Genomic DNA, 22322 nt, shown 5'->3' with positions numbered 1-22322 from the left:
TTCCCGGCCTGATCGGCCGGCTCGGGGATCGTGCTCCGGATTGCCCTGCTGCGCAGGTAGGACCGGTTGGCGCGAGAGGAGTACGCCTTATCGCCCCGCACCCGCAGCGGACGGACTCGGGGACGCCCCGGCCCGATACGAGGGACCCAAATGCCTTCCAAGACAGCCGTGAACTGTGGGCTGTCGCCGCGCTGTCCAGCGGTGACCAGTAAAGACAGCGGCCGCTGGCCTTGCTCGCAGGCCAGGTGAATCTTGGTGGTGAAACCACCCCGGGACCGGCCCAGGCCGTGGTCGGCGGGCTCGACACCGATTCCGCCCGGCGGCTCCTTCTGGGCCGATCCATCGCGACGGGCGCCCGCTGCGTGCTGATGGGCCCGGCAGATCGTGGAGTCGACGTTGACCTCCCATGTGATCAGCCCTGCCGCATCCGCCCGGGCCTGCAGCCCGGTCAGCAGCCTTGGCCACGTGCCATCGCGCTGCCAGCGGCGAAACAGACCATAGACCGTCTGCCAGGGCCCATACTCCGGCGGCAGATCCCTCCACGGAGCACCGGTCCGCACCCGCCAGCGGATCCCGTCTATCAGCCTGCGCCGGTCCACCACCGGCCTGCCCAGCACCGCGACCGGCAGCAACGGCTCCAGCACCGCCCACTGCTCATCAGAAAGATCCCCTCGCCCCACACCGAGATCATTACGGTGCGGGGCAACGGACAGCGTCCACTTCTAAAACACGCCCTAGATGGTGAGCGCGGACTCGATGCGCCTGAGGTGGTGCCTGGCCAGGGCGAGGTTGGAGCGGTCGCGGTCGAGCACCAGGTAGAGGAAGGTGTGGCCGGCACTGTCGGACAGCAGCCTGATGATGTGATACTGCCTGGCCAGCGTGATGAGAATGTCCTCGACGGAGTCGTTGATGTTCAGCGCGGCCATGGTCCGCACCTTGGCCCGGACGACCTCGGTGTTGCCCGCGGCGGCGACTTCCAGATCGAGGTCGCGGCCTCCACCGATCGTGCCGAGAGACATGCCGCTTTCGTAGTCGACCAGCGCCGCGCCGACCGCGCCGTCGATCGCCATGGTCTCCTTGAGGGCGGTTTCGATGTTCATGATCTTCTTTCCCGGGCGAGCGACCGCCCCCCCGGCGCCTCGCCGAGGAGGGGACTTATCGGACATACAGATGGGGCAGTTTGTGGCTGTCGATACGTAAAGTACACTTAACTACTACCGTTAGTGAAGTGCAATATGGTCTAGTAGCGGATGAACAGCTCATTAGGGGAGATATCCGGAGTTCGTGGTAGGGGCATGGCCTGTGCCGTCCCACGGAGTCAGGGGTGTCGTGCCGCGTCCGGGCGTCTCCCGGCTCGTCCGGAGTGCACGGGCGCCGGGGCCGCGTCGTCTCCCGTCCGAGCGCCCGTGAAAGAGCCGAGGGAGACATCCGGTGGTGAAGACCGGCCCACATTCCGTACGTGAACGACTCACCCTCAGCGAGCAGAACCAGAGGTGACCCTGTGCCGTCGTCGGCCGCCATCCAGCCGATGCCGTCTCGTGGAGCGGCCGGCCGCTCCCCTTCCCCGAACGGGATGACGGCGTGACCGCCGGGGAGCCGGAGATCCTGGGCGAGATCGGAAGATGCCTGCAGCAACTCTCCCGCGAGCGGTTCTCCGGCGTGCTCCGCGTCGAAGGAGGCCCGGGAGGAGCGCTGTGGGTGCGGGACGGCCTCGTGGTGGCCGCCACGACCCCGGCGGCCCCCGGCCCCGAATCGCTGCTGCTGCGCTCGGGCAGGGTGTCGGAGAAGGACTGGACCGACGCGTACACGACCGGTGCCCCCGCCGACCGGCTCGCCGCCGAACTCGCCGAGCGCGGCGTCATCGGCGAGGCGGGTCTGGAGGCGGTGTGCCTGGCCGCGCTCTTCGACGCGGTGTTCGCCATGGTCCTGTACGGCGTCGAGTCGTGCGCCGCCGAACCGGTGGGCTCCGGCGACCGCCGGCCGCTGCTGCCCGTCCTGCCGGGGATCGGGCACGAACGGCTGGCACGGGAGACCGCGCGCCGCATGGGATACGTGGAGACCTGGCGACGGCTGGGCCTGTCCATGCGCGTCAGGCCCGTGCCCCCGGCCGTCTCCGTTCCCACGCTGCTCGGCGCCGACCGCATCCGCCGCGCCGTCCTGGACCGGGCGAACGGGCGCCGGACGCCGCGGGACATCGCCTTCGTCCTGGGCAAGGGCCTGTTCGCGGTGATGAGCGAGATCGCGAGGATGGTCGAGGAAGGGGTGCTCGACCTCGGCGGTTCCCCGGCGGGAGAGGTGACGCCCGCTCCCGAGCCCGCGGCGGAGGATCCGGACGAGAGTCCGGCTCCCGGGCTGCCGCGCCGCCATCCGGGCACCAGCAAGGTCAACGAGATACTGGCCGCCGCAGGGGGAGGGCCGATCCCCTCCCAGCCCCTCCTCGCCCTGCGGTCCCTGCCCTCGCTTCCGCCTTCCTGGGAACCGGAGGGCGATTGACCTCCTTCCCACGGTCGAAGCCAGGGGACTCCGACCCTCACGGGTCGGGTTTCCTGCTTCATCGCCGTTTGCCCGCCAGGAGGAAAACTCTCCCCTTTGAGGTCTTACCTCGGCTCCACAGGCGTTTTCCCTCTCTGCTGGCCCGGCGGCGAGGGTGGTGCGGGTCATACGTGCGGCGGCTTGGTCGTCGCCACCGCACGCACATGCTGACAACCCGTGCGGTGTCTTGCCGCGTTTTCTTCCCACGCCTGAAGGCGGGGCGCTCCACGTTGAAAGGAACACGATGACCAGGCAAGCGGTGCTCGCCGAGCTGAAGATCCTGCGCGATCAGGTGGCCGGCGTGATGGAGACGGCCGTCGCGTCCGTGGACGGGCTGCTCGTCGCGGCCGACAGCGAGGGGCCGAGGCCGGAGGTGCTGGCGGCGCTGGCCGCCGCCACGCTCGGCCTGGGCAAGCGGACGGGCTACGAAGTGGGCATGGGGGAGCTTCGTGAGGTGGTGACCCGCTGCCGCAGCGGGTACATCGTCGTCTACGCCGTGCGTCAGGAGGCGCTGCTCGTCGTGCTCGCCGACGAGGGATTGGACGTCTCCCGGTTGCACGTGGAGTCCCGGCCCACGGTCGAGCGGCTGGGCGCGCTCCTCGTCGCCACCTGACCAGGACTCCACCCGCCACCAGGACTCCACCCGCGACCGGGATCCCGCTCACCGCCGGAGGCGCACCCGCGACCGGGTCTCTCGTCCGGGAAGCAGGTCGCACCCGCGACCGGGATCCCGTCGGCGAGCGGAGTCGTACCCGCGACCGGGATCCGGTCGTTCAGGACACGTCGACCCAGTCGAGGGTGCGCTCGACCGCCTTCTTCCAGTGCGCGTAGCCGTCGGCCCGCTGCTCGTCCGACCACTGGGGCTCCCAGCGGCGGCCCTCCTGCCAGTTCTGCTTGAGCTCGTCGGTCGACTTCCAGAAGCCGACGGCGAGTCCCGCCGCGTACGCGGCACCCAGGGCCGTCGTCTCCGCCACGACGGGCCGGGAGACGGGCACGCCGAGTATGTCGGCCTGGATCTGCATGCACAGGTCGTTGGCGGTGACGCCGCCGTCGACGCGCAGAACGTCGAGGGCGACCCCTGAGTCCTGTCGCATCGCCTCGACCACGTCGCGGCTCTGGTAGCAGATGGACTCCAGGGTGGCCCGCGCGAGGTGGGCGTTGTTGTTGAAGCGCGACAGGCCGACGATGGCGCCCCGGGCGTCGGATCGCCAGTACGGGGCGAAGAGGCCGGAGAAGGCGGGGACGAAGTAGACGCCGCCGTTGTCCTCGACCTGCCGGGCGAGCGCCTCGCTCTGCGACGCCCCCGAGATGATGCCGAGCTGGTCGCGCAGCCACTGCACCGCGGAGCCGGTCACCGCGATGGAGCCCTCGAGCGCGTACACCGGAGGCTCCTCGCCGAAGCGGTAGCAGACGGTGGTGAGCAGGCCGTTCTGGGATCGCACCAGCTCGGTGCCGGTGTTGAGCAGCAGGAAGTTGCCGGTCCCGTAGGTGTTCTTGGCCTCGCCGACGCCGAAGCAGACCTGTCCGACGGTGGCGGCCTGCTGGTCGCCGAGGTCGCCGGAGAGCGGGACCTCGCCTCCCAGCGGGCCTCTCGCCAGGGTGGTGCCGTACAGGCCGGGGTGGGAGGAGGGGGCGATGGCCGGCAGCATCCGGCGGGGGATGCCGAAGAACGACAGCAGCTCGTCGTCCCAGTCGAGGGTCTCCAGGTCCATCAGCATCGTGCGGCTGGCGTTCGTCGGGTCGGTGACGTGCACGCCGCCGTCGGGGCCGCCGGTCAGGTTCCACAGCAGCCACGAGTCGGTGTTGCCGAAGATCGCGTCCCCGGCCTCGGCCGCCTCGCGCACCCCCTGGACGTTCTCCAGGATCCACTGGACCTTGCCGCCGGAGAAGTACGTCGCCGGGGGCAGGCCCGCCTTGTGACGGATGACGTCGCCCCTGCCGTCGCGGTCCAGGGCCGAGGCGATCCGGTCGGTACGGGTGTCCTGCCAGACGATCGCGTTGTGGTACGGGCGCCCGGTTCTGCGGTTCCAGACCACCGCGGTCTCGCGCTGGTTGGTGACGCCGAGCGCGGCGAGGTCGGAGGCGGAGAGTCCCGCCCTGTTCATCGCGGTCTCGATCACCGCCCTCGTGCGCTCCCAGATCTCCGTGGGGTTGTGCTCGACCCACCCGGCCCGCGGCAGGATCTGCTCGTGTTCGAGCTGGTGGCGCCCTATCTCGTTACCGCCGTGATCGAAGATCATGAAGCGGGTGCTCGTCGTTCCCTGGTCGATGGCTCCGACGAAGTCAGGCATGGATGGTGCCTCCTCTGTGAGACTCTCCGGGAGATCTGCCGCTCTCCCCGTAACGGTTCTCGGCCGTGGTCGTCGTCCCGCTCCTGTTCAGGCGGTGTCGGCTTTCTCGTCGGACGGCATCCGTCCCACCTCGGGCTCGGCCTCCTCGGAAGGAAGGAACCTGGAGATCAGGACCTGGTACAGGAACGCCCCGATCAGCCCTCCGATCACCGGCGCCACGATCGGCACCCAGAAGTAGAGTTGGCCGTACTGATCCTGCCAGGCGGTCTCATACCCGGTGAGGTACGAGGCAAGCCGGGGCCCGAAGTCGCGGGCGGGGTTGATGGCGTACCCCGCGTTGGTGCCCCAGGCCATGCCGATGGCCACGACGATCAGGCCGATCACGAAGGGGGCGAGGTTGGCCATCGGCGCCGAGTTGCGCGCGTCGGAGACGGCGAGGATGAGCAGGAGCAGGATCGCGGTGCCGATCACCTGGTCGCGGAAGGCGCCCCAGGTGCCGATGGGCAGGGTCCCGTTGCCCGGCAGGGTCGAGAAGACGCCCTGGGTCTTGATCGTGAGCCCCGGGTCGGCCTTCTGCAGCACCTCGCTGTAGTTGAAGCGGACGATGAGCGCCGCCACGAACGCGCCCGTGGTCTGTGCCAGGGCGTAGGGCAGGACCTTGCGCCAGGAGAAGCCCTTGAAGGCGGCGAGGGCGACGGTGACGGCCGGGTTGAGGTGGGCTCCGCTGGTGCGTGCCGCGACGTAGACGCCCAGGGTCACTCCGAGTCCTCATGCCCACGCGATGCTGTCGTGGTCGCCGATCTCGGCCGCCGCGACCTGGGCCACCACCCCCACCCCGAACAGGATAAGGATCATGGTGCCCACGAACTCGGCTGCCATCTCGCCAAGAAGACCCCGGTTTTTCAGGCGTTCTGCCATATTTCCCCCTCACGGCGCCGCTCCGGATGCTCGGACGGTAGGCACGAATTCCAGGGCGGTCAACGATTTCGTGACGAGATTGTTGATTTTTGGTCAACAATCTAAGTAATTGGCAACGCCACCGAAACATGCCCTTATGTCCCTACCTGCGATGTAACCGTCGAGTAAGAATCCCGTCCCCTTCCGGGATTCCGCGTGAGGACGTCCTCTTCTCCGGGCCGCCCCGGGCCGCCCCGGGCCGCCCCGGGCCGCCCCGTGCCGCCCCGTGCCGCCCAGTGCCGTCCGGTGTCTCCAGGCGCCCTCCCGGCGCAGCCAAGAGCCGCTCGGGCGGGAACCTTTGCCGGGTGCGGAGGTCAACTCGCAGGTCAGAGGGGGATGAGAAGCGTATCTTCAGTGCGCTTGGAGGAATTCGATGGGCCGTCTCAGAATGTGCAGGGCCGGTGTGGCCGTCGTCGCGACGGGAGCCGTGCTGGCCGGATGCGGATCGACGGGGCCGGATGAGAATGACGAACAGAAGGCCAGGGTGGCGGCTGCGGCGAAGGCGTCGGCTGCCGCGGCCTCGCAGGCCAACCTCCTCAAGGCCAAGACGGAGGCCGCCGCCAAGGTCAAGGCCAACGAGCTCGGGCAGGTGCCCGTCCTCATGTATCACCGGATCGTCGACAAACCCTCCACCCAGGACGATCGCACCCCCAAGCAGTTCCGTACCGAGTTGGAGCGGCTCGCCAAGGAGGACTACGTCGCGATCACCGCGGCCGAGTTCGTCACCGGGCGCATCGACATCCCGGCGGGCAAGCACCCCGTCGTCCTCACCTTCGACGACTCCTCGCCCTCGCAGTTCGATCTGGACGGGATGGGCCTGCCCAAGCCGAACACCGCCGTCGCGATCCTCCAGGAGGTCGCCAAGGCACACCCGGGCTTCCGAGGGGTTGGAACGTTCTATGTGACGCGCGACATGTTCGGCAAGGCGACGCCCGAGGAGGGGGCGCAGATGCTCCTCTGGCTCGCCGAGAAGGGCTTCGACATCGGCAACCACACCCGCGACCATCTCAACCTGAGGGGCAAGCCGAAGAAGGAGGTGAACACGGAGGTGGCGGCGGGCCACCGGCTCATCACCGACCTGATCAAGGTGCCGCCGGTCACGCTCGCCCTGCCGTACGGCAACCAGCCCGACGGCAAGGAGTGGGGACGCAAGGGCTCCTCGGGCGACGTCTCCTACGACTACGGCGGCGTCTTCCTGGCCGGTTACACCCCGGCGATGTCACCGTTCAACAAGAAGTTCGACCCGCTCGGCATCCCGCGCATCCGCTCGATGGACAAGAAGGGCGACTGCGCGAAGTTCTGCTCCGTGGCCTGGCTCGACTGGCTGAAGGCGAACGCCGACGAACGCTACACCTCCGACGGCGACGTGAAGACGGTCGCCTTCCCCAAGTTCAAGGCCCCCTTCGTGGCCAAGTCCTTCACCGACCGTGTCCTGCCCTACTGACCCGGCCCGGCCTGACCGGAAACGGCCTGACCGGAAACGGTTTTAGTCAGCCCGGATTGACCTGAATCATCCCGAACTGATCTGAACCTGCCGAGGATCGGTCCTGGCCTACCGATCCTCGGCCGGACGGTCGATGTCTCTTCGATGCGCCCCGAGGTGGCCGAGCAGGATCCGGGCGTGTCCCGAGGTGGCCGAGCAGGACCCGAGCGTGCCCCGAGGTTTCCCGCGGGGCACCGGGATCAGCCGGGGAGTTCTTCGAGGGGAACCGTCACGGTGGTCGTCGAGCCGTTGGGGTGCAGGGTCTCCACCTTCGCGTCGTCGCCGGGCCTGAGCTGCGCGAGGACCGTCGCCAGCTCCTGGGTCGACGGGGTGGGGGTGCCGTTGACCGAGACGATCAGATCTCCGGCCTTGAGGCCCGCCCTCTCCGCGCCGCTGTTCCTCTGTACCCGTACGACGCTGACGCCCGCGGGCTCCCCGTTCATGTCGATCACGGTCTGTACGACGACGCCGAGCGCGGCCCTGCGGGTGTTGGTGACCTTGCCGTCCCTGATGATCTGCGTGGCGACGTCCTTGGCGGTGTTGGCCGGGATCGCGAAGCCGATGCCGGGGGCCTGGGCGTTGCCGAGTTCGGGGTTGACGGCGGTCAGGGTCGGCACGCCGACGACCTCGCCCCTGAGGTTGACCAGGGCGCCGCCGCTGTTGCCCGGATTGATGGGGGCGGATGTCTGGATGGCCCCGGTGATCGTCGCGCCCGGCGAGCCCTCGCCCCCGGGTTCGGTGATCGTGCGGCCCAGCGCCGAGACGATCCCGTCGGTGACGCTGCCCGACAGGCCCAGCGGGTTGCCCATCGCCATCACGATCTCACCGACGCGCAGCCTGGAGGAGTCGCCGAAGACGGCGGGCCTCAGCCCGGCCGGGTCCTCCACCTTGATCACGGCCAGGTCGCCCAGCTCGAAGGAGTCGATCAGCCTCGCCGTACGCGGGGCGCCGCCGCTGGCGAGCGTGACCTCGAAACGCTTGGAGCTCCCGACCACGTGGGCGTTGGTGATGATGTGCCCGGCGTCGTCGTAGACGATCCCCGAGCCGAGGCCGTTGTCGGTGGTGATCTGCACGATGGACGGCAGCACCTTGGCGATCGTCCGCTCGTACGCGGTCTCCAGGGCGTCCGGGACGTACGTGGGCGCGGGAGAGCCCGGCGGGGATGCCTCGGCGGAGGTGCTCGCCGGCGCGCCGGGTGTGGGGGCGCCGGGTGAGCCGGCCATCCCGGATGTTCGCAGTTCCGGGCCCTGGCCGCAGCCCGCGAGTGTCACGGCGGCGGCCAGTAGCGCGACGCCTGTCTTTGATCCCCCCATGCAAGGGTATTTGCCCAGCTCAGAGAGGAAGATACGCCTTGTGAGGGTTGTCGCGGCGGAGCTCGCCCGATCGTGAGCGCGTCGACCTCTCGCGCACCCCATGCCGGGACCAGCGGAGTGACATTCTGTTCATGCGGCGGAAAAGGCGGTCACCTGGGCGGATGTGCCTCCCGTAGCCGAAGCGTAATAAACGACGATGCGTCGAATCTTTCCGGGGTGACATAACCTGGCGCGTATGGCGGACGTCGGCGGCAATTCCTCCGGGCGCTCTCATGAGAGATACATCCCCTCATACGAGGCGCCCACGGCTCCCATACCCGCCATACCCGCCGAAGACGGCTCGATCATCAGCCCTCGGGTGCCCCGGCGGTTTCCCATCGGCGACGGCGAGGAGACCGTTCTGGTCTCCGGGCCTCCTGGATCGTTCCCTCACCCTCCATCCTCGCCGGGTACGGCGTCGGGTGACGGGCGGGACGAGCCTGAGAAGGACGCCGACCAGGTGCGTGAGTCAGGCGGTCTCGGCACGATCCCGGTCAGGCAGGTAGGCGGCTCCGCAGGGCTCTGGCGCCCTGATCGGACCGGCATGCCCGGCCGGACGGGTGGAGGGGCACTGGCGGGTGCGGCCGGAGGGCGAAGCGCGGCGGGGCAGGGCGACCGGCTCGGCAGCGGGCAGGACGGTGGACAGAGCGACGGGCAGGGCGCGGCGGCCGGATGGCCCGGCGCGGCGCGGCGGCCCGGCGTGTTCGCGGAGTCCGGCGGGCAGGACCGGCCGGAGGCGCAGAGCGGGCCGCAGGCGCGGGGTGGGACCAAGAGGTCCGGCGGCCTGCTGATGCGGATCGGCGACATCCCGATCCGGTTGGCCTACAGCCTGGGTGCCGCCGTCCTCACCGGTGTCATCGTGGCCCTGATCTTCGTCCTGTTCTCCGGTGACCAGCCCAAGGACCCGGCGGGGGTCGGCAGGGCCGTGATGCCCGCCGCGAAGCCCTCGCCCACCGTCTCGCCGATCACACTGCCGGCCCTGCCGGGCGCGACCGCCCTGCAGGTCCTGCCGGGCACGCCGAGTACGGTGCTGGGCGCGGTGACCGACACGAGGTCCGCGCTCACCTACGCCAGCCTGGGAACGCCGTGGGAGAGCAAGGCCGTGCCGTCGTTCTCGGTCGGCCAGCAGGTCGGCGCGACCCGTCTGCCGCGCACGGTCATCGCCTCGGGGCCACTGCCCGGCGCCACCCCGGCCAAGGCGCTCAAGAGCGACGCCGACTACCGCAGGGCGGCGCTGAACGCGGTGAGGTGGACGATCCGCGGCCACCACCCCGCGGGGAGCAAGGTCGTCTGGACCGCCTCGCAGCGGCCCGCCGGAGGCAAGGGATGGCTGCTCGCCTACAGGGTCACCTATGAGGTCAACGGCAAGAAGCGCACCTCGCAGGCGGCGCTCGCCGTGATCGACGTCGGCCGTCGCAAGCCCTCGATGCTCTTCGTGACCGTGCCCGACGGGCGCAAGCGGCTCTGGGCCGACATCGCTCCGCTGATGGCGAGCGTCCGCGCCCTCTGACCTCTTCCGCGTCCGTCCGGCCCCGGCTCACGGGGGAGGCCGACGGGCGGGCACAGAACGGGTGTCCTCCACGCGGCGGGTCGGGGGTCGGGAGCCTCGGCGTGCGGGATTCTCTCCGGTTGTCCACGGCGCGAGATCGCGTGCCCGGAAGGTGATCTCGCGCGTTGTGATGGAAGTACCTTCTAGAATATGGTTCTGGCATTGAATCCTGTCTGGAGGCTGTCATGGCGATCGGATTGAGTGAGGAGCACGAGGCGCTCCGGGAGTCGGTGACCAGGTGGGCGGAGCGCAACATCCCGTCCGGGACCGTGCGCGCCGCCGTCGCGGCGGAGGGTGAGGAACGCCCCGGTTTCTGGGCAGGACTGGCCGACCAGGGCCTGCTCGGCCTGCACATCCCCGAGGAGCACGGCGGCAGCGGTTACGGCCTGCTGGAGACCGTCGTCGCCGTCGAGGCCCTCGGCGAGCGCGTCGCCCCAGGCCCGTACGTCCCCACGGTGCTGGCCGGCGCCGTGATCCTCGCCTCCGACGGCAAGGCGCAGGCCGAGCTCCTGCCCGGTCTCGCCGACGGCACGCTGACCGGTGCGGTCGCGCTGGGCGCCTCCATCACCGGCACCCGCGCGAAGGACGGCACCCTCACGATCGGCGGCGTCGCCGAGCCGGTCCTGGGCGGCGCGTCGGCCGACGTCCTGGTGCTCCCGGTGAGCACCGACCGAGGCGAGGAGTGGGTCGCGGTGGACGCCTCCGCGGCGACCGTCACCCCGGTCAGGTCGCTCGACCTCACCCGGGGGGTGGCCAAGGTCGAGCTGGACGCGGTCACCGTACCGGCGGGGCGGATCCTCGACCGGCTGCGGGGCTCGCAGGTCCTGGATCTGGCCGCGATCCTGTTCGGCGCGGAGGCCGCGGGCGTCGCGTCGTGGTGCGTGACCGCCGCCGCCGAGTACGCCAAGGTGCGCGTGCAGTTCGGCCGCCCGATCGGGCAGTTCCAGGGGGTCAAGCACAAGGCGTCCCGGATGCTCGTCGCCCTGGAGCAGGCCCGCGCGACCGTGTGGGACGCCGTCCGTGCCGCCGAGGTGAAGGGCGGCACCGAGGTGTCGGCCGACGAACGGGCGTACGCCGCCGCGATCGCCGGTGTGGTCGCCCCCGACGCGGCCGTGCTCTGCGCCAAGGACGCCATCCAGATCTTCGGCGGCATCGGTTACACCTACGAGCACGACGCCCACCTGTACTACCGGCGCGCGCTCACCCTGCGCGCCCTGCTCGGCTCCTCGGGGGAGTGGGCGGAGAAGGTCGCGGAGCTGGCACTGAACGGCGTGAGCCGGGAGCTGGAGATCGAGCTGCCCGACGAGGCCGCCGAGCTGCGCGAGAGCATCCGGACCGAGATCGCCGGGATCGCCGCGCTGGAGGGCCAGGAGCAGAAGCGGGCACTGGCGAGCGCCGGATACGTCATGCCGCACCTGGCCAGGCCCTGGGGACGCGACGCCAAGCCGCTGGAGCAGGTCCTCATCTTCCAGGAGCTCAAGGCCGCGAAGGTCAGGCTGCCCCAGATGATCATCGGTGCCTGGGTGGTGCCCTCGATCGTCACATACGGCACCCCCGAGCAGCAGGAGCGCTTCCTGCCGCCCACGCTGAGCGGCGAGATGATCTGGTGTCAGCTCTTCTCCGAGCCCGGTGCGGGCTCCGACCTGGCGAACGTGCAGATGAAGGCCGAGAAGGTCGAGGGCGGCTGGCGGCTCAACGGTCAGAAGATCTGGACCTCGGTGGCGCACTTCGCCGAGTGGGGCATCTGCATCGCCCGCAACTCCTCCGAGGGGTCCAAGCACGAGGGCATCACCTACTTCCTGGTCGACATGAAGGGGGCCGGCGTCACGGTCAGGCCGCTCACCGAGATGACGGGGGAGAACCTGTTCAACGAGGTCTTCCTCGACGACGTGTTCGTCCCCGACGAGCTCGTCGTCGGCGAGGTCGGGCAGGGCTGGAAGGTCGCGAGGAACACGCTGTCCAACGAGCGGGTCTCGCTCTCCTCCGGTTCCGGCGGCACCGGCTCCTCCGTCCCCGACCTGCTCGGCCTGACCGGGCGCCTCGGCAGGGAGCTGGCCCCCGCCGAGCGCCAGGAACTGGCCCGCGTGGTCTGCGAGGGCCACTCGATCGCCGCGCTCGGACTGCGGGTGACCCTGAAGCAGCTGACCGGCCAGGAGCCCGGCGCCGACGCATCGGTCCGCAAGTTCCTGTCCACCTCGCACGCCCAGCACGTCTCGGAGTGCGCGGTCTCGTTGCTCGGTTCCTCGGCCGTCGTCGCCGCCGACATGAAGCTCGGCGACGCGGGCTACTGGAACCGCGCGGTCCTCTCCACCCGGGCCATGACGATCTACGGCGGTACCACGGAGGTGCAGCTCAACATCATCGCCGAACGCATGCTCGGCCTGCCCCGCGACCCCGAGCCGGGGAAGTGAGCCGTTTGCCGTGGTGAGGGGACGTGCTCGGTTCGTCCCGAGTGCCCGCGCCCGGGGAGTGACCCGCCTCCCGTCGTGAGCGTAAGGAAGGCGCGTTCTCGCCCGCCCGTGATCCTGCGGGCGGGCGCCGCAGGTCAAGGCCGGTTATTTCAGTACAGGTCGGGTTTGACCCCTTCGGTTAGGCTTCGCGCATGTCGATGCGGTTCCGGCCAGGTGTGGTCGTCCGGAGCGCCGTGGCCGGCGCGATCCCGCTGCGCTGGTTCGGCGCCCTGATCCGCCGGGTCTACCCCCGGCTGGACGCCGAACTGGCCCGTGCCGAGGAGTTCGTGCCACGCGGCGGCACCGCCGTCGACGTGGGCGTCTGGTACGGGCCGTGGACCGCGAGGCTTCGGCGGCTCGGCTGCGACGTCGTCTCGATCGAGGCGAACCCCCGCCTGGCCGCCATGCTCGGGCGGACCTTTCCCGACGTCCGGGTGATCGCGGCGGGTGCCTCGGACAGCTCGGGCACGGCGCGGCTGTGGATACCCGGCGGCGGGCGGGGAGCGGAGGCCACGGCCTCGCTCGTCCACGGCGAGGGGGAGGGGGTGCCGGTGGACATCCCGACCGTCACCATCGACGAGCTGGACCTGAAGGACGTCCGTTTCATCAAGGTCGATGTGGAGGGTCACGAACTCGCCGCGCTGCGCGGCGCCGCGCGGACCGTCCACCGGGACCGGCCCGTCCTGCTGGTCGAGCTGGAGACCAGACACCAGGACATCGGCCTGGTCGTCGACCAGCTCGCGGAGTGGGGCTACACCGGCTCCGTCCTCACCGGCGGCACCTGGGTTCCGCTGGACGGCTTCGACCTGGCCGCCCACCAGGCGGCGGCGGTCGCCGAGGTGGAGCGGAGCTTCGTCTCCCGTCTCGTCAGGCCCGGCGGTGAGTACGTGAACATGGTGCTGTTCCGTCCCACCGTCTCGTAGTGCGCGCTCCCCGCGTGTCCGCCCTCGGCGCCCTCGGTGCCATCGCCTCCCGCGTCTCCGCCCTCCGCGCGCTCACCCCCCGAGCCCTCACCTCCCGCGCGCTCGCCCCCCGCACCCCCGTCCCGCACCCGGCGGCGGGGCACGCCTTCGCGTCGTCCCTGGTCCCGGCCCTGGTAGGGCTCGCCCTCGGGGTGCTCGCGCTCTGGCCCGCGCTCGGCTCCGGTTTCGTGCTCCGCTACGACATGGTGTTCGTGCCCGACCCGCCGATCCCGGCGCGGAGCGGCGGTTTCCCCCGTGCCGTGCCGAGCGACCTCGTGGTGGCCCTGCTCTCCTCGGTCCTTCCCGGCCAGATCGTGCAGAAGGCGATCCTGTTGGGGATCTTCGTGCTCGCCGCGACGGGCGCCGCGGCCCTGGTGCCGGGGGAGCGCCGGGTCGCCCGGCTGGTCGCCGCGGTCTTCTACGCCTGGAACGTCTACCTCGCCCAGCGGTTGCTGCTCGGCCAGTGGGCGCTGCTGCTCGGGTACGCGGGCCTGCCGTGGGCGGTACGCGCGGTCACCCGAGGGGGGATGTGCAGGACGGTCCTCGCGCTGATCCCCGCGGCGATCGGGGGTTTCCAGGCGATGCTCGTCTCGGCGATGTCGGTCGTGCCGGTGGCGGGCCGCCGGGCGCCGCGAGCGCTGCTCGCCGTCGCCGTGCTGAGCCTGCCGTGGCTGGTCCCGGCGCTGGGCAGCTCCGCCGTCACCGATCCGGCCGGGGTCCGGGCCTTCGCACCACGGGCGGACGGGCCTTTGGGCACCCTCGGCAGCCTGCTCACCCTCGGCGGCGTGTGGAACTCCGGAGCGGCCGTACCGGGACAGGAGACCTGGTGGTCGGCCCTCGTCCGGCTCGCGGTGGCCGTGGCGGCGGTGACCGGGTACGCCCTCCTCACGCGGGGGTGGCCGTCGGCGGGCCACGTGGCCGGGGGCGGGCCGGTCGCGAAGAGCGGACGGGGTACGGCTGGAGGCGGGCGGGACAGCGGGCGGCCCGCGTACTGGGGTGGGCTGACGGTCGCCTCGGTGGCGGGGCTGACGGTGGCGTGTGCCGGGGCCTTCCTGCCGGGGGCGGTGGAGGCGCTGGTCGGGCTGTGGCCCGGCTTCGGGCCGCTCCGCGACGGGCAGCTCTATCTCGCCCCCTTCGCCTTGCTGCAGGCGGTCGGCCTGGCCGCGGTGACCGCGCGCCTGTCTCCGGTGATCCGTCCCGGCATGCTCGTGCTGCCCCTGCTGGTGCTGCCCACCTTCGCGTTGGGGGCGTTCGGCAGGCTGGTCGCGGTCGACTACCACCCGGACTGGTCCGGGGTGCGGAGCGTCGTGGACGCGGATCCCGCGCCGGGGGCGCTGCTGACGCTGCCGTGGGGGGCCTACCGGGTGTTCGGCTGGAACGGGGGCCGGGTGGTGCTCGACCCCGCCGTCAAGTCCTTCCGGCGCGAGGTCGTCTGGAACGACGGTCTGCCGGTCGGGCTGGGAGACGGTCGTACGCTCGTCCTCGCGGGCGAGGATCCGAGGGCGCGCAGGGTCGGCGCGATCCTCGCGGGGTCCGGCCCGCTGACCGGGCCGCTGGCCGCTGAGGGGATCAGCCACGTGCTGGTCCAAAGGTCGAGCGAGAACTTGTTTCGTTCCAGACTGCCCGGCGCGCGGCTGATATTCGCTGGTCAGGAGCTCGTGCTGTACCGCCTCTGATCCTCTGGGACGCGAATACACCGAGATTTACCAGCTGGTAGCATTTTCCACACACTTTCGGCGATTGACTAGCTGAGTACCTGTATCAGGTTCTACTGTCAGGCAGACCGCACGACCGCGCGTTGGAGGGAGAACTCGGGTGTTGCGAGTGATTGCCGCTCTGGCGGTAGGGGCAGTGCTGGCGGTCGGAGCCTCGGTGGCCGTCGTGAACGTCGCGGCACCGACCCCCGAGCCGCCCAACAGGCCGCTCTACAACTACGGCAACAGGTGACGCGCGAAGGCCGCGGATCGGTCCTGGCGCTCACCTGAGCATCCGGCCCTCGGGGGCGGAGACCCGCTCCGGATCACGTCGACGAGACAGGGCCTGGCCGCCGCATGCGCGAAAACCCTCGGTGCCGTCGTTCTCGCATGCCGGACAGCGACATTCACCCCATAAAGTGACACCTCGTCCGGAGAGTGCGGAGCGTACGGGGGCACGGAGCGCTCGGAGAATTCGGAGATAGGAGTGGTCGTGGCCGGACAGGGCGCCAGGGCGACCCGCCGGGCGTCGGGCCCGTCCCCCGCGGGCCTGGTGGCCGCGACGGCGCGGCAGCGGCCGTTGCTGCGCGGGGTGCGCGTCGCCGTCCTGAACTTCCGTGAGCCGCTGCAGTCGGTGGCGGGGGGCGCCGAGGAGTACGCCTGGCAGGTGAGCCGCCACCTGGTGGGGCAGGGGGCGTCGGTCACCTTCGTCACCTCCAAGGAGGCGGGGCAGTCCTCGGCCGAGGAACGCGACGGCATCGCGCTGCGGCGGATGGGCAACCCGTTCCTGGTCTATCTGCTGGTCCCGCTCTGGATGCTGCTGCGGCGCCGGCGCTTCGACGTCGTCATCGACTGCATGAACGGCATCCCCTTCTTCGCCCCCCTGGTCACCGGACGGCGCACGGTCGTCATCTCCCTGGTGCACCACGTGCACGACCGCCAGTTCTACGCCTTCTTCCCGCGCTGGCTGGCCCGTATCGGCTGCTTCATCGAGGGGCCGGTGGCCCGGCTGGTCTACCGGCGCCGCGCGACCGTCACGGTCTCCGAGTCCTCCAGGAAGGAGTTGCGCGAGCGGCTCGGCTGGCTCGCGCCGATCCAGATCATCCCGAACGGCAGCCCGGTGGCGCGCCTGGTCGCGAGCGGCGAGGGCGTGGCGGGGGACCCCTCGGTGGTCTACCTCGGCAGGCTCGTGGGCCACAAGCGCGTCGAACGGGTGGTGGACCTCGCGGGAGACCTCGAAGGGGCGTGGCCGGGCATCCACGTGCACGTCATCGGACGCGGCTGCGAACAGGAGCGGCTCACGGCACACGCCGCCCGCCGCGGCCTCGAAGACCGGGTCCACCTGCACGGCTTCCTGTCCGAGGCCGCCAAGAACGCGATCCTGGGGGCGGCGCGGGTCAACGTCACCGCCTCGGAGTTCGAGGGCTGGGGGCTGACCGTCATCGAGGCCGCCGCGCTCGGCGTCCCGACCGTCGCCTACGACGTCGCGGGACTGCGCGACTCGGTGCGTGACGGTGTCACGGGCTGGCTGGTCGGAGAGGGGGAGGTGCTCGCCGACGTGGTGGACCGCGCGCTGCGGGAACTGTCGGACCCGGCCAGGCGCGAGGAGATCCAGCAGGCGTGCAGGCTCTGGGCGGCCGAATTCACCTGGGGGAGAACGGGCGCTACGATGACCGGACTAATCACCACAGAACTATCTAAAAACGGCCGCCACCTTCATGTATCCGATCTCTGTCTCGCCGCGGGTGAGACCGACCCGCCATAAGTGACGGTGATCCCCGAGGCGTGGATCACCCGCCTTTCCGCACCTCCCTCCGAGTTCGGAGCCTCCGACACCGGGCTTCGCCGCAGGCTCAGGCTGCTCGCCGGGTGCCTCTTCCTCGCCGCCGTCGCCTTCCACATGGCGCCGGGCATGCTCATCGCCGAGACGAAGCTGGACATGCCGATCAACCCGATCGGCTTCCTCTCCCAGGCGCTGAGCATGTGGGACCAGGACTACCTGGGACACCTGCAGAACCAGGCGTACGGCTACATCTTCCCGATGGGTCCCTTCTACACCCTGCTGATCAACGCGGGCATGCCCCCGTGGGTGGTGCAGCGGCTCTGGGTGACGCTGATCCTGTGCGTCGCCTTCGTCGGCGTCGCCCAGCTGGCCAGGGCGCTGCGGATCGGCGGGCAGCTCGCCGGGGTGCTGGCCGGTCTCGCCTACGCGCTCGCCCCGCACGCGCAGGCGCTCATGGGCTTCAACTCCGTGGAGTTCGCCCCCAGCGCCGTCCTGCCCTGGGTGCTGCTCTTCCTCGTCAGGGGCGCGCAGGGGGAGACGAGCCCGCGCAGGGCCGCCTGCCTGTCGGCGCTCGTGTTCCTGTTCGCGGGCGGCATCAACGCCGCCGCCGAACTGGCCGTGCTCGTGGTACCGATGATCTACCTGCTCACCCGGGCGCGCGGCCCGCGCAAGCGGCGGCTCATCGCCTGGTGGCTCGCCGCGATCGCCGCCGTGTCGTTCTGGTGGCTCGTCCCGCTGGTGATGCTCGGCCGCTACGTCTTCTCCTTCATGCCCTTCACCGAGAACGCGTGGACGACCACGGTCGTGGGCTCGCTCACCAACGTGCTGCGCGGCATGAACAGCTGGGTCGCCTTCCTGCCGGTGGACGGACGCCCCTTCCTGCCCGCCGCCTACGAGCACGCCACCGTGCCCTGGCTCGTGCTGGTCACCGCGCTCGTCGCCGGGCTGGGACTGGCCGGGCTCACCCTCGCGCGCACGCCCGAGCGGACCTTCCTGATCCTGACCGCGCTCGTGGGTGTCGCCGTCCTCGTCGCGGGCCACGCCGGGCCGCTCGCCGAACCCCTCAGGGCGCTGCTGGACGGCCCGCTCGCGCCGTTCCGCAACCTGCACAAGTTCAACGCGCTCGTACGGCTGCCGCTGGTGCTCGGACTCGCCGCGTTCGTCTCCTACGTGGGAGCGCGCAGGCCCGCCGTCCGCCTCCCCGCCGTGGTGGTGGGGGCCGGGCTGGTCGGGCTCACCCTCGTCCCCGTCGCCACCGCGGGCATCGCCCCGAGCGGCGCCTTCGCCGACGTCCCCGAGCACTGGCGGCAGGCGGCCTCCTGGCTGGACGACCGGGCCGAGGAGGGCACCGTGCTGGTCCTGCCCGGAGCCCGGCGAGGCGAGTACACCTGGGGGCGTCCGCTCGACGAGCCGTTCCAGCCGCTGCTGAGGAAGGCCCGCTGGGTGAGCAACACGATCGTGCCGTGGGGCACGGCCGGCTCCAACCGGCTCGTCAAGGCGATCGACGACCGCTTCGCCAACGGGCAGGGATCGGAAGGGCTCACCCGGACGCTGCGCCGGATGGGGGTGCGCTACCTGCTGATCCGAAACGACCTCGACAGGGTCGCCTTCGGTGACGCGTGGCCCGCCCGGGTGCACGAGGCGCTGGACCGCTCTCCCGGCCTGACCCGGGTGCGCGGCTTCGGGCCCACGGTCGGCTTCGAGGACTCCCAGACCGGCGCGAGCTGGCTCGACCAGCCGTACGCGTCCCTGGAGATCTACGAGGTCACCGGGGCGCGTCCCGTCGTCGGCACGGTCGCGGCGCAGCGGCCGCTGCGGGTCTCCGGCGGTCCCGAGGCACTGCTCACCATGGCCGAGGAGGGGGTCCTCGAAGACGACCGGCCGGTGATCCTCGGCGACGACCCCGGAGCGGACGCGATCCCCGCCGCCGACACGGTGCTCACCGACACCATGCGGCGGCGCGAGCTGGTGGTGAGCGACCTGCGCAGGCCGTACGGCGAGACGATGACGCCGGACGAGCCCTACAAGGGGTACGGGCCCGCCTACGACCTCACCGACCCCGGCTGGTCCGATCCCGGCACCGTCGCGGCCTTCATCGGGATCAAGGGGGTGACCGCCTCCTCCTCGCAGTCCGGGCTCGGGGTGACCCCGGGAACCCGCGACAGCGGGCAGCAGCCGTACGCGGCGGTGGACTTCGACCTGCGCACCGGCTGGCGCTCCACCGGCTGGAAGCCCGCCACCGAGCAGTGGCTGGAGGTACAGCTCGCCAAACCGACCTCGGTGCCCTTCATCCAGGCGGTCTTCGAACGCTCGGAGGAGACGGTGACGGTCTCCGAGGTCATGGTCGAGACCGACACCGGCAGGGTGCGCACCCGGCTCGGCCTCACCTCGCTGTGGGAGCGGCTGAACGTTCCGCAGGGCGAGACGTCCCGGATCCGGATCCGGGTCACCGGCGTCCTGCGTGACCCCAACCCCCGGGTCGGCATCACCGAGCTGTCCATTCCCGGGGTCCGCGCGGAGCGCACGCTCGTGGTGCCGCCTGTCTCCTCGTCCGCCTCCTCGGCCGACCCCGCTTCGCCCGGGCAGACGGTCGTGACCAGCCGGACGGACACCGCCCCCGGCTGCATGCTCGGCTCCTACGCCTGGACCTGCGCGGACAGGCTGCGCTTCGTGGGCGAGGACGGTTACGCCTTCGACAGGTTGGTCCCCGTCGCCGAGGGAAGGCAGACGCTGGAGGGCAGGGCCGTGCTCACCGACCGGCGGGTGGCCGAGACCGTGCTGATGCCGGAGGGGAGCTTCCCCCGCGTCACCGCCTCCTCCACCGCGAGCGACATCCCGGCCACCGGCGCCTACGCGGCCTTCGACGACGACCGCAGGACCATCTGGTACGCCGGGGACAAGGACCTGGAGCCCTCGCTCTCCTTCGAGCTGGGCAGGGAGGTGAACCTGTCCCGGCTGCGCGTCGACTTCCCCGACACCAGGCTGGGCGCTCCGCCGGTCCGGGTCACCGTCACGACCGACGACGGCGTCCGGTACGCCTGGGCCTCGAAGGACGGGTGGATCCACTTCGCGCCGATGAGGGCGAGCCGGGTGAAGCTCACCTTCGCCGCCCTCGGCTCCTGGCGGATGGAGGTGCTCGGGGTGGCGATCCCGGGGGTCGAGCCGCTGCCCACCCCGGACACGCAGCCGGTGAGGATGCCCTGCGGGCTCGGCCCGACGCTCACCGTGAACGGGGTCGCGACGCCCACCGAGATCCACAGCGGGACCCTGGGCGACCTGCTCAACGGCCGTCCGGTCGGCTACCGGGCCTGTGAGGCGGTGGAGACGCGGGACGGCACGCTGCGGGTGCGCGCCGCCGCGCTCCAGGGCTTCCGGGTGGACTCGATGGTCCTGCGCGCCGCCGACGCGGAAGGTGAGGGGAGCGGCGACGGTGCCGCGAACGACGCCAAGAATGCCGCAGAGAGCCCGAAGAGCCCAAAAAGCCCGAACAGAAGCGGTGCCGGGAGCACCGAGAGCACCGGGAACGCGGGGAGCGCCGGGAACGTCGCGGCGCCGGAGGTGATCCTGCGGCCCGCGACCGTGGAGAGCTGGGAGGCGGGGGAGCGCCGGGTGAGGGTCTCCACGACGGAGCCCTCCTACCTGGCGCTCGGCGAGAACTTCAACAAGGGCTGGCAGGCGTCGTTCGACGGACGCGTGCTGGAACCGGCGAGGCTGGACGGGTGGCGGCAGGCGTGGCTGCTGCCCCCCGGGAGCGGGACCGTGGTGATGACGTACGCCCCCGACGGCCTGTATCGGATGTCGCTGGTCGTGGGATGGGTGCTGGTCGCGCTGGTCGTCGCGCTCGCCCTGGTCCGCCCCCGCCGCCCGCTCCGCGAGCTTCCCGCGTCGCCGCCCGCGGTGCTGCGGGCGGCCTGGCTGTGGCCGCCGGCCCTCGTGCTGGGCCTGGTGGCCGAGGGGTGGGCCGGTGCCGCCCTGGCCGGTCTGGTGGCGGCACTCGCCCTGTGGCTGCGAGGCATCGCGGGGGCCGAGCACAGCGCGGGCGGTCGGCTGTACAGGATCGGCCGGGTGCTGTTCACGCCGTTCCCGGTGGTGGCGGCGCTCGGCGCGGCCGGTCTCGCGCTCGGCTACGGCGGAGCGGCGGGAGCGGCGGGAGCGCAGTATCTCTCCCTGGTCGCCGTGGGCCTGTTGTTCGCCGCGGCGCGCGTGTCGAGGTCGCCCCGCCGTTGGCTACGGGCGTGGGAGAAGGACGATCCCCTCCAACCCGTGGAGCGACGATGATCGGCCGGAGACCGCGCGGTGTGCTCGTCCTGGTCGCCGGTGCCTTCCTGATCACGCTGGCCGCGCTGGTGCGCCTCTACATCTATCCCAGCGGCCTGGTACTGCCCGCGGAGCAGGACCGGATCACCAAGCTGACCACCGAGTCCGGCTCCTACTTCGACACCGCCACCCTGCGCACGCACCGGGGCGTCCCGCTGGAGACGGCCGTGGCCAGATACGGGGACACGGTCAGGTCCACGCCGGACGTCGCGGTGTGGACGGAGTTCGTCTCCCTCGCCACCCGCGACGGGCGGCGCATCGACTACCACGAGCGGCGGGCCGCGTTCGACCGCCGTACGGGGCAGGCGGTCAACTGCTGCGAGAACTACGTCGACGAGAACGGCAACCCCGCCCCGCGCGGGCTGGTGTTCCGCTGGCCCTTCGGAGCCGGGCCGGTCGCCTACCAGGTCTACGACCCGCTCGTCCGGCGTCCGGTGGCCGCCCGCTTCGAGGGGATCGAGACCCTGTACGGCGTCCGGGTCAACCGCTACGCGCAGCGTCTGGTCAACGAGCGGCTCGTCCAGCGGGCGATGGAACTGCCGGGGACGGTCCTCGGGCTGGGCGGCAGGGAGACGTTCCCCGTCAACGCCTACCTCGAAGGAACCCGTACCTTCTGGGTGGAACCGGAGAGCGGGATGGTGATCGGGATCAGGGAGAACCTGGTCAAGACCCTGCGCACCGACGACGGCGCGGGACGGCTGGTCGCGCTCGCCGCCGACATGCGCACCAGCACCGGGGACGAGCGGTGGAACGCGGGGGAGGCGCGGCAGTTCCTTCGCTGGGCGATGCTCGTCAATCGGGTGATCCCGCTGTCGTGCGCCGTGCTCGGCGTGCTGCTGCTGTTCGCGGGTTTGCGCCTGCAGAGTCGCGCCTCCGCCGCCCCCGCCCCCGCTCCCGGCGCCGGAGCCGCAGCGCCGGAGCCTCGATCAGCCGATGGCTGAGGTCGGCGAGC

Annotated in this window: 17 protein-coding genes; 11 read left to right on the top strand and 6 right to left on the bottom strand. The window is 71.1% G+C overall.

The window, feature by feature from the left end; translation table 11 throughout:
- On the bottom strand, positions 1 to 644 hold a 644-nt coding region (locus AB0B96_RS33395; protein WP_362905222.1), incomplete at its 3' end, for an IS5 family transposase.
- A gap of 90 nt (positions 645 to 734) precedes the next feature.
- Positions 735 to 1103 (bottom strand): hypothetical protein, encoded by a 369-nt coding sequence (locus AB0B96_RS33390; RefSeq protein ID WP_362905226.1) that lies wholly within the window; start codon positions 1101 to 1103, stop codon positions 735 to 737.
- Positions 1104 to 1581: 478 nt separating this feature from the next.
- Between AB0B96_RS33390 and AB0B96_RS33385 the strand changes: the two genes are divergently transcribed.
- A complete protein-coding gene (locus tag AB0B96_RS33385) occupies positions 1582 to 2493 on the top strand; it encodes a DUF4388 domain-containing protein (protein WP_362905220.1) in 912 nt (303 codons plus the stop codon).
- Between the two features lie 283 nt (positions 2494 to 2776).
- Positions 2777 to 3145 carry a roadblock/LC7 domain-containing protein gene (locus AB0B96_RS33380; RefSeq protein WP_350946534.1) on the top strand — a complete coding sequence of 123 codons (369 nt, stop codon included), beginning with the start codon at positions 2777 to 2779 and terminating at the stop codon, positions 3143 to 3145.
- 160 nt (positions 3146 to 3305) lie between these two features.
- On the opposite strand, the gene glpK is transcribed toward AB0B96_RS33380, so the two are convergent.
- From glpK to AB0B96_RS33365, 3 genes are all read right to left on the bottom strand, one after another.
- A complete protein-coding gene (gene glpK, locus AB0B96_RS33375) occupies positions 3306 to 4823 on the bottom strand; it encodes a glycerol kinase GlpK (RefSeq protein WP_362905218.1) in 1518 nt (505 codons plus the stop codon).
- 87 nt (positions 4824 to 4910) lie between these two features.
- Positions 4911 to 5582 (bottom strand): MIP family channel protein, encoded by a 672-nt coding sequence (locus tag AB0B96_RS33370; protein WP_362905216.1) that lies wholly within the window; start codon positions 5580 to 5582, stop codon positions 4911 to 4913.
- A gap of 9 nt (positions 5583 to 5591) precedes the next feature.
- Positions 5592 to 5741 carry a hypothetical protein gene (locus tag AB0B96_RS33365; protein WP_362905214.1) on the bottom strand — a complete coding sequence of 50 codons (150 nt, stop codon included), beginning with the start codon at positions 5739 to 5741 and terminating at the stop codon, positions 5592 to 5594.
- Positions 5742 to 6153: 412 nt separating this feature from the next.
- On the opposite strand from AB0B96_RS33365, the gene AB0B96_RS33360 reads away from it, so the two are divergent.
- Positions 6154 to 7224, top strand: coding sequence for a polysaccharide deacetylase family protein (locus AB0B96_RS33360; protein ID WP_350946537.1), 1071 nt, complete (start codon positions 6154 to 6156; stop codon positions 7222 to 7224).
- Positions 7225 to 7463: 239 nt separating this feature from the next.
- On the opposite strand, the gene AB0B96_RS33355 is transcribed toward AB0B96_RS33360, so the two are convergent.
- Positions 7464 to 8576: a trypsin-like peptidase domain-containing protein gene (locus AB0B96_RS33355; protein WP_362905212.1), complete on the bottom strand. Its 1113-nt coding sequence runs from the start codon at positions 8574 to 8576 to the stop codon at positions 7464 to 7466.
- Positions 8577 to 9075: 499 nt separating this feature from the next.
- On the opposite strand from AB0B96_RS33355, the gene AB0B96_RS33350 reads away from it, so the two are divergent.
- From AB0B96_RS33350 to AB0B96_RS33315, 8 genes are all read left to right on the top strand, one after another.
- Positions 9076 to 10125 carry a hypothetical protein gene (locus AB0B96_RS33350; protein ID WP_362905210.1) on the top strand — a complete coding sequence of 350 codons (1050 nt, stop codon included), beginning with the start codon at positions 9076 to 9078 and terminating at the stop codon, positions 10123 to 10125.
- Between the two features lie 224 nt (positions 10126 to 10349).
- Positions 10350 to 12575, top strand: coding sequence for an acyl-CoA dehydrogenase (locus tag AB0B96_RS33345; RefSeq protein WP_362905208.1), 2226 nt, complete (start codon positions 10350 to 10352; stop codon positions 12573 to 12575).
- Positions 12576 to 12766: 191 nt separating this feature from the next.
- Positions 12767 to 13537 (top strand): FkbM family methyltransferase, encoded by a 771-nt coding sequence (locus AB0B96_RS33340; protein WP_362905206.1) that lies wholly within the window; start codon positions 12767 to 12769, stop codon positions 13535 to 13537.
- On the top strand, positions 13537 to 15252 hold the full coding sequence (locus AB0B96_RS33335; RefSeq protein WP_362905204.1) for a hypothetical protein: 1716 nt from the start codon (positions 13537 to 13539) through the stop codon (positions 15250 to 15252). Before AB0B96_RS33340 ends, AB0B96_RS33335 begins: the two co-directional genes overlap by 1 nt.
- A gap of 139 nt (positions 15253 to 15391) precedes the next feature.
- On the top strand, positions 15392 to 15523 hold the full coding sequence (locus tag AB0B96_RS33330; protein ID WP_350946543.1) for a hypothetical protein: 132 nt from the start codon (positions 15392 to 15394) through the stop codon (positions 15521 to 15523).
- Positions 15524 to 15820: 297 nt separating this feature from the next.
- Positions 15821 to 17035: a glycosyltransferase family 4 protein gene (locus AB0B96_RS33325; RefSeq protein WP_362905224.1), complete on the top strand. Its 1215-nt coding sequence runs from the start codon at positions 15821 to 15823 to the stop codon at positions 17033 to 17035.
- Positions 17036 to 21331 (top strand): alpha-(1->3)-arabinofuranosyltransferase, encoded by a 4296-nt coding sequence (locus AB0B96_RS33320; RefSeq protein WP_362905202.1) that lies wholly within the window; start codon positions 17036 to 17038, stop codon positions 21329 to 21331. It abuts the gene before it with no gap.
- Positions 21328 to 22311 carry a DUF3068 domain-containing protein gene (locus AB0B96_RS33315; protein ID WP_362905200.1) on the top strand — a complete coding sequence of 328 codons (984 nt, stop codon included), beginning with the start codon at positions 21328 to 21330 and terminating at the stop codon, positions 22309 to 22311. The genes AB0B96_RS33320 and AB0B96_RS33315 overlap by 4 nt, the downstream gene beginning before the upstream one ends.
- Positions 22312 to 22322: the final 11 nt, after the last annotated feature.

Source organism: Streptosporangium sp. NPDC049046 (genome assembly GCF_040649155.1).
Taxonomy (GTDB): domain Bacteria; phylum Actinomycetota; class Actinomycetes; order Streptosporangiales; family Streptosporangiaceae; genus Streptosporangium.
Note: the sequence above shows the minus strand (reverse complement) of the source record. Positions and strands in the feature narration are given on the sequence as shown.

Coding starts and splice junctions, on each gene's coding strand:
- AB0B96_RS33360 (WP_350946537.1), top strand. CDS start 6,154: ATGGGCCGTCTCAGAATGTGCAGGGCCGGTGTGGCCGTCGTCGCGACG.
- AB0B96_RS33315 (WP_362905200.1), top strand. CDS start 21,328: ATGATCGGCCGGAGACCGCGCGGTGTGCTCGTCCTGGTCGCCGGTGCC.
- AB0B96_RS33380 (WP_350946534.1), top strand. CDS start 2,777: ATGACCAGGCAAGCGGTGCTCGCCGAGCTGAAGATCCTGCGCGATCAG.
- AB0B96_RS33340 (WP_362905206.1), top strand. CDS start 12,767: ATGTCGATGCGGTTCCGGCCAGGTGTGGTCGTCCGGAGCGCCGTGGCC.
- glpK (WP_362905218.1), bottom strand. CDS start 4,823: ATGCCTGACTTCGTCGGAGCCATCGACCAGGGAACGACGAGCACCCGC.
- AB0B96_RS33345 (WP_362905208.1), top strand. CDS start 10,350: ATGGCGATCGGATTGAGTGAGGAGCACGAGGCGCTCCGGGAGTCGGTG.
- AB0B96_RS33355 (WP_362905212.1), bottom strand. CDS start 8,576: ATGGGGGGATCAAAGACAGGCGTCGCGCTACTGGCCGCCGCCGTGACA.
- AB0B96_RS33365 (WP_362905214.1), bottom strand. CDS start 5,741: ATGGCAGAACGCCTGAAAAACCGGGGTCTTCTTGGCGAGATGGCAGCC.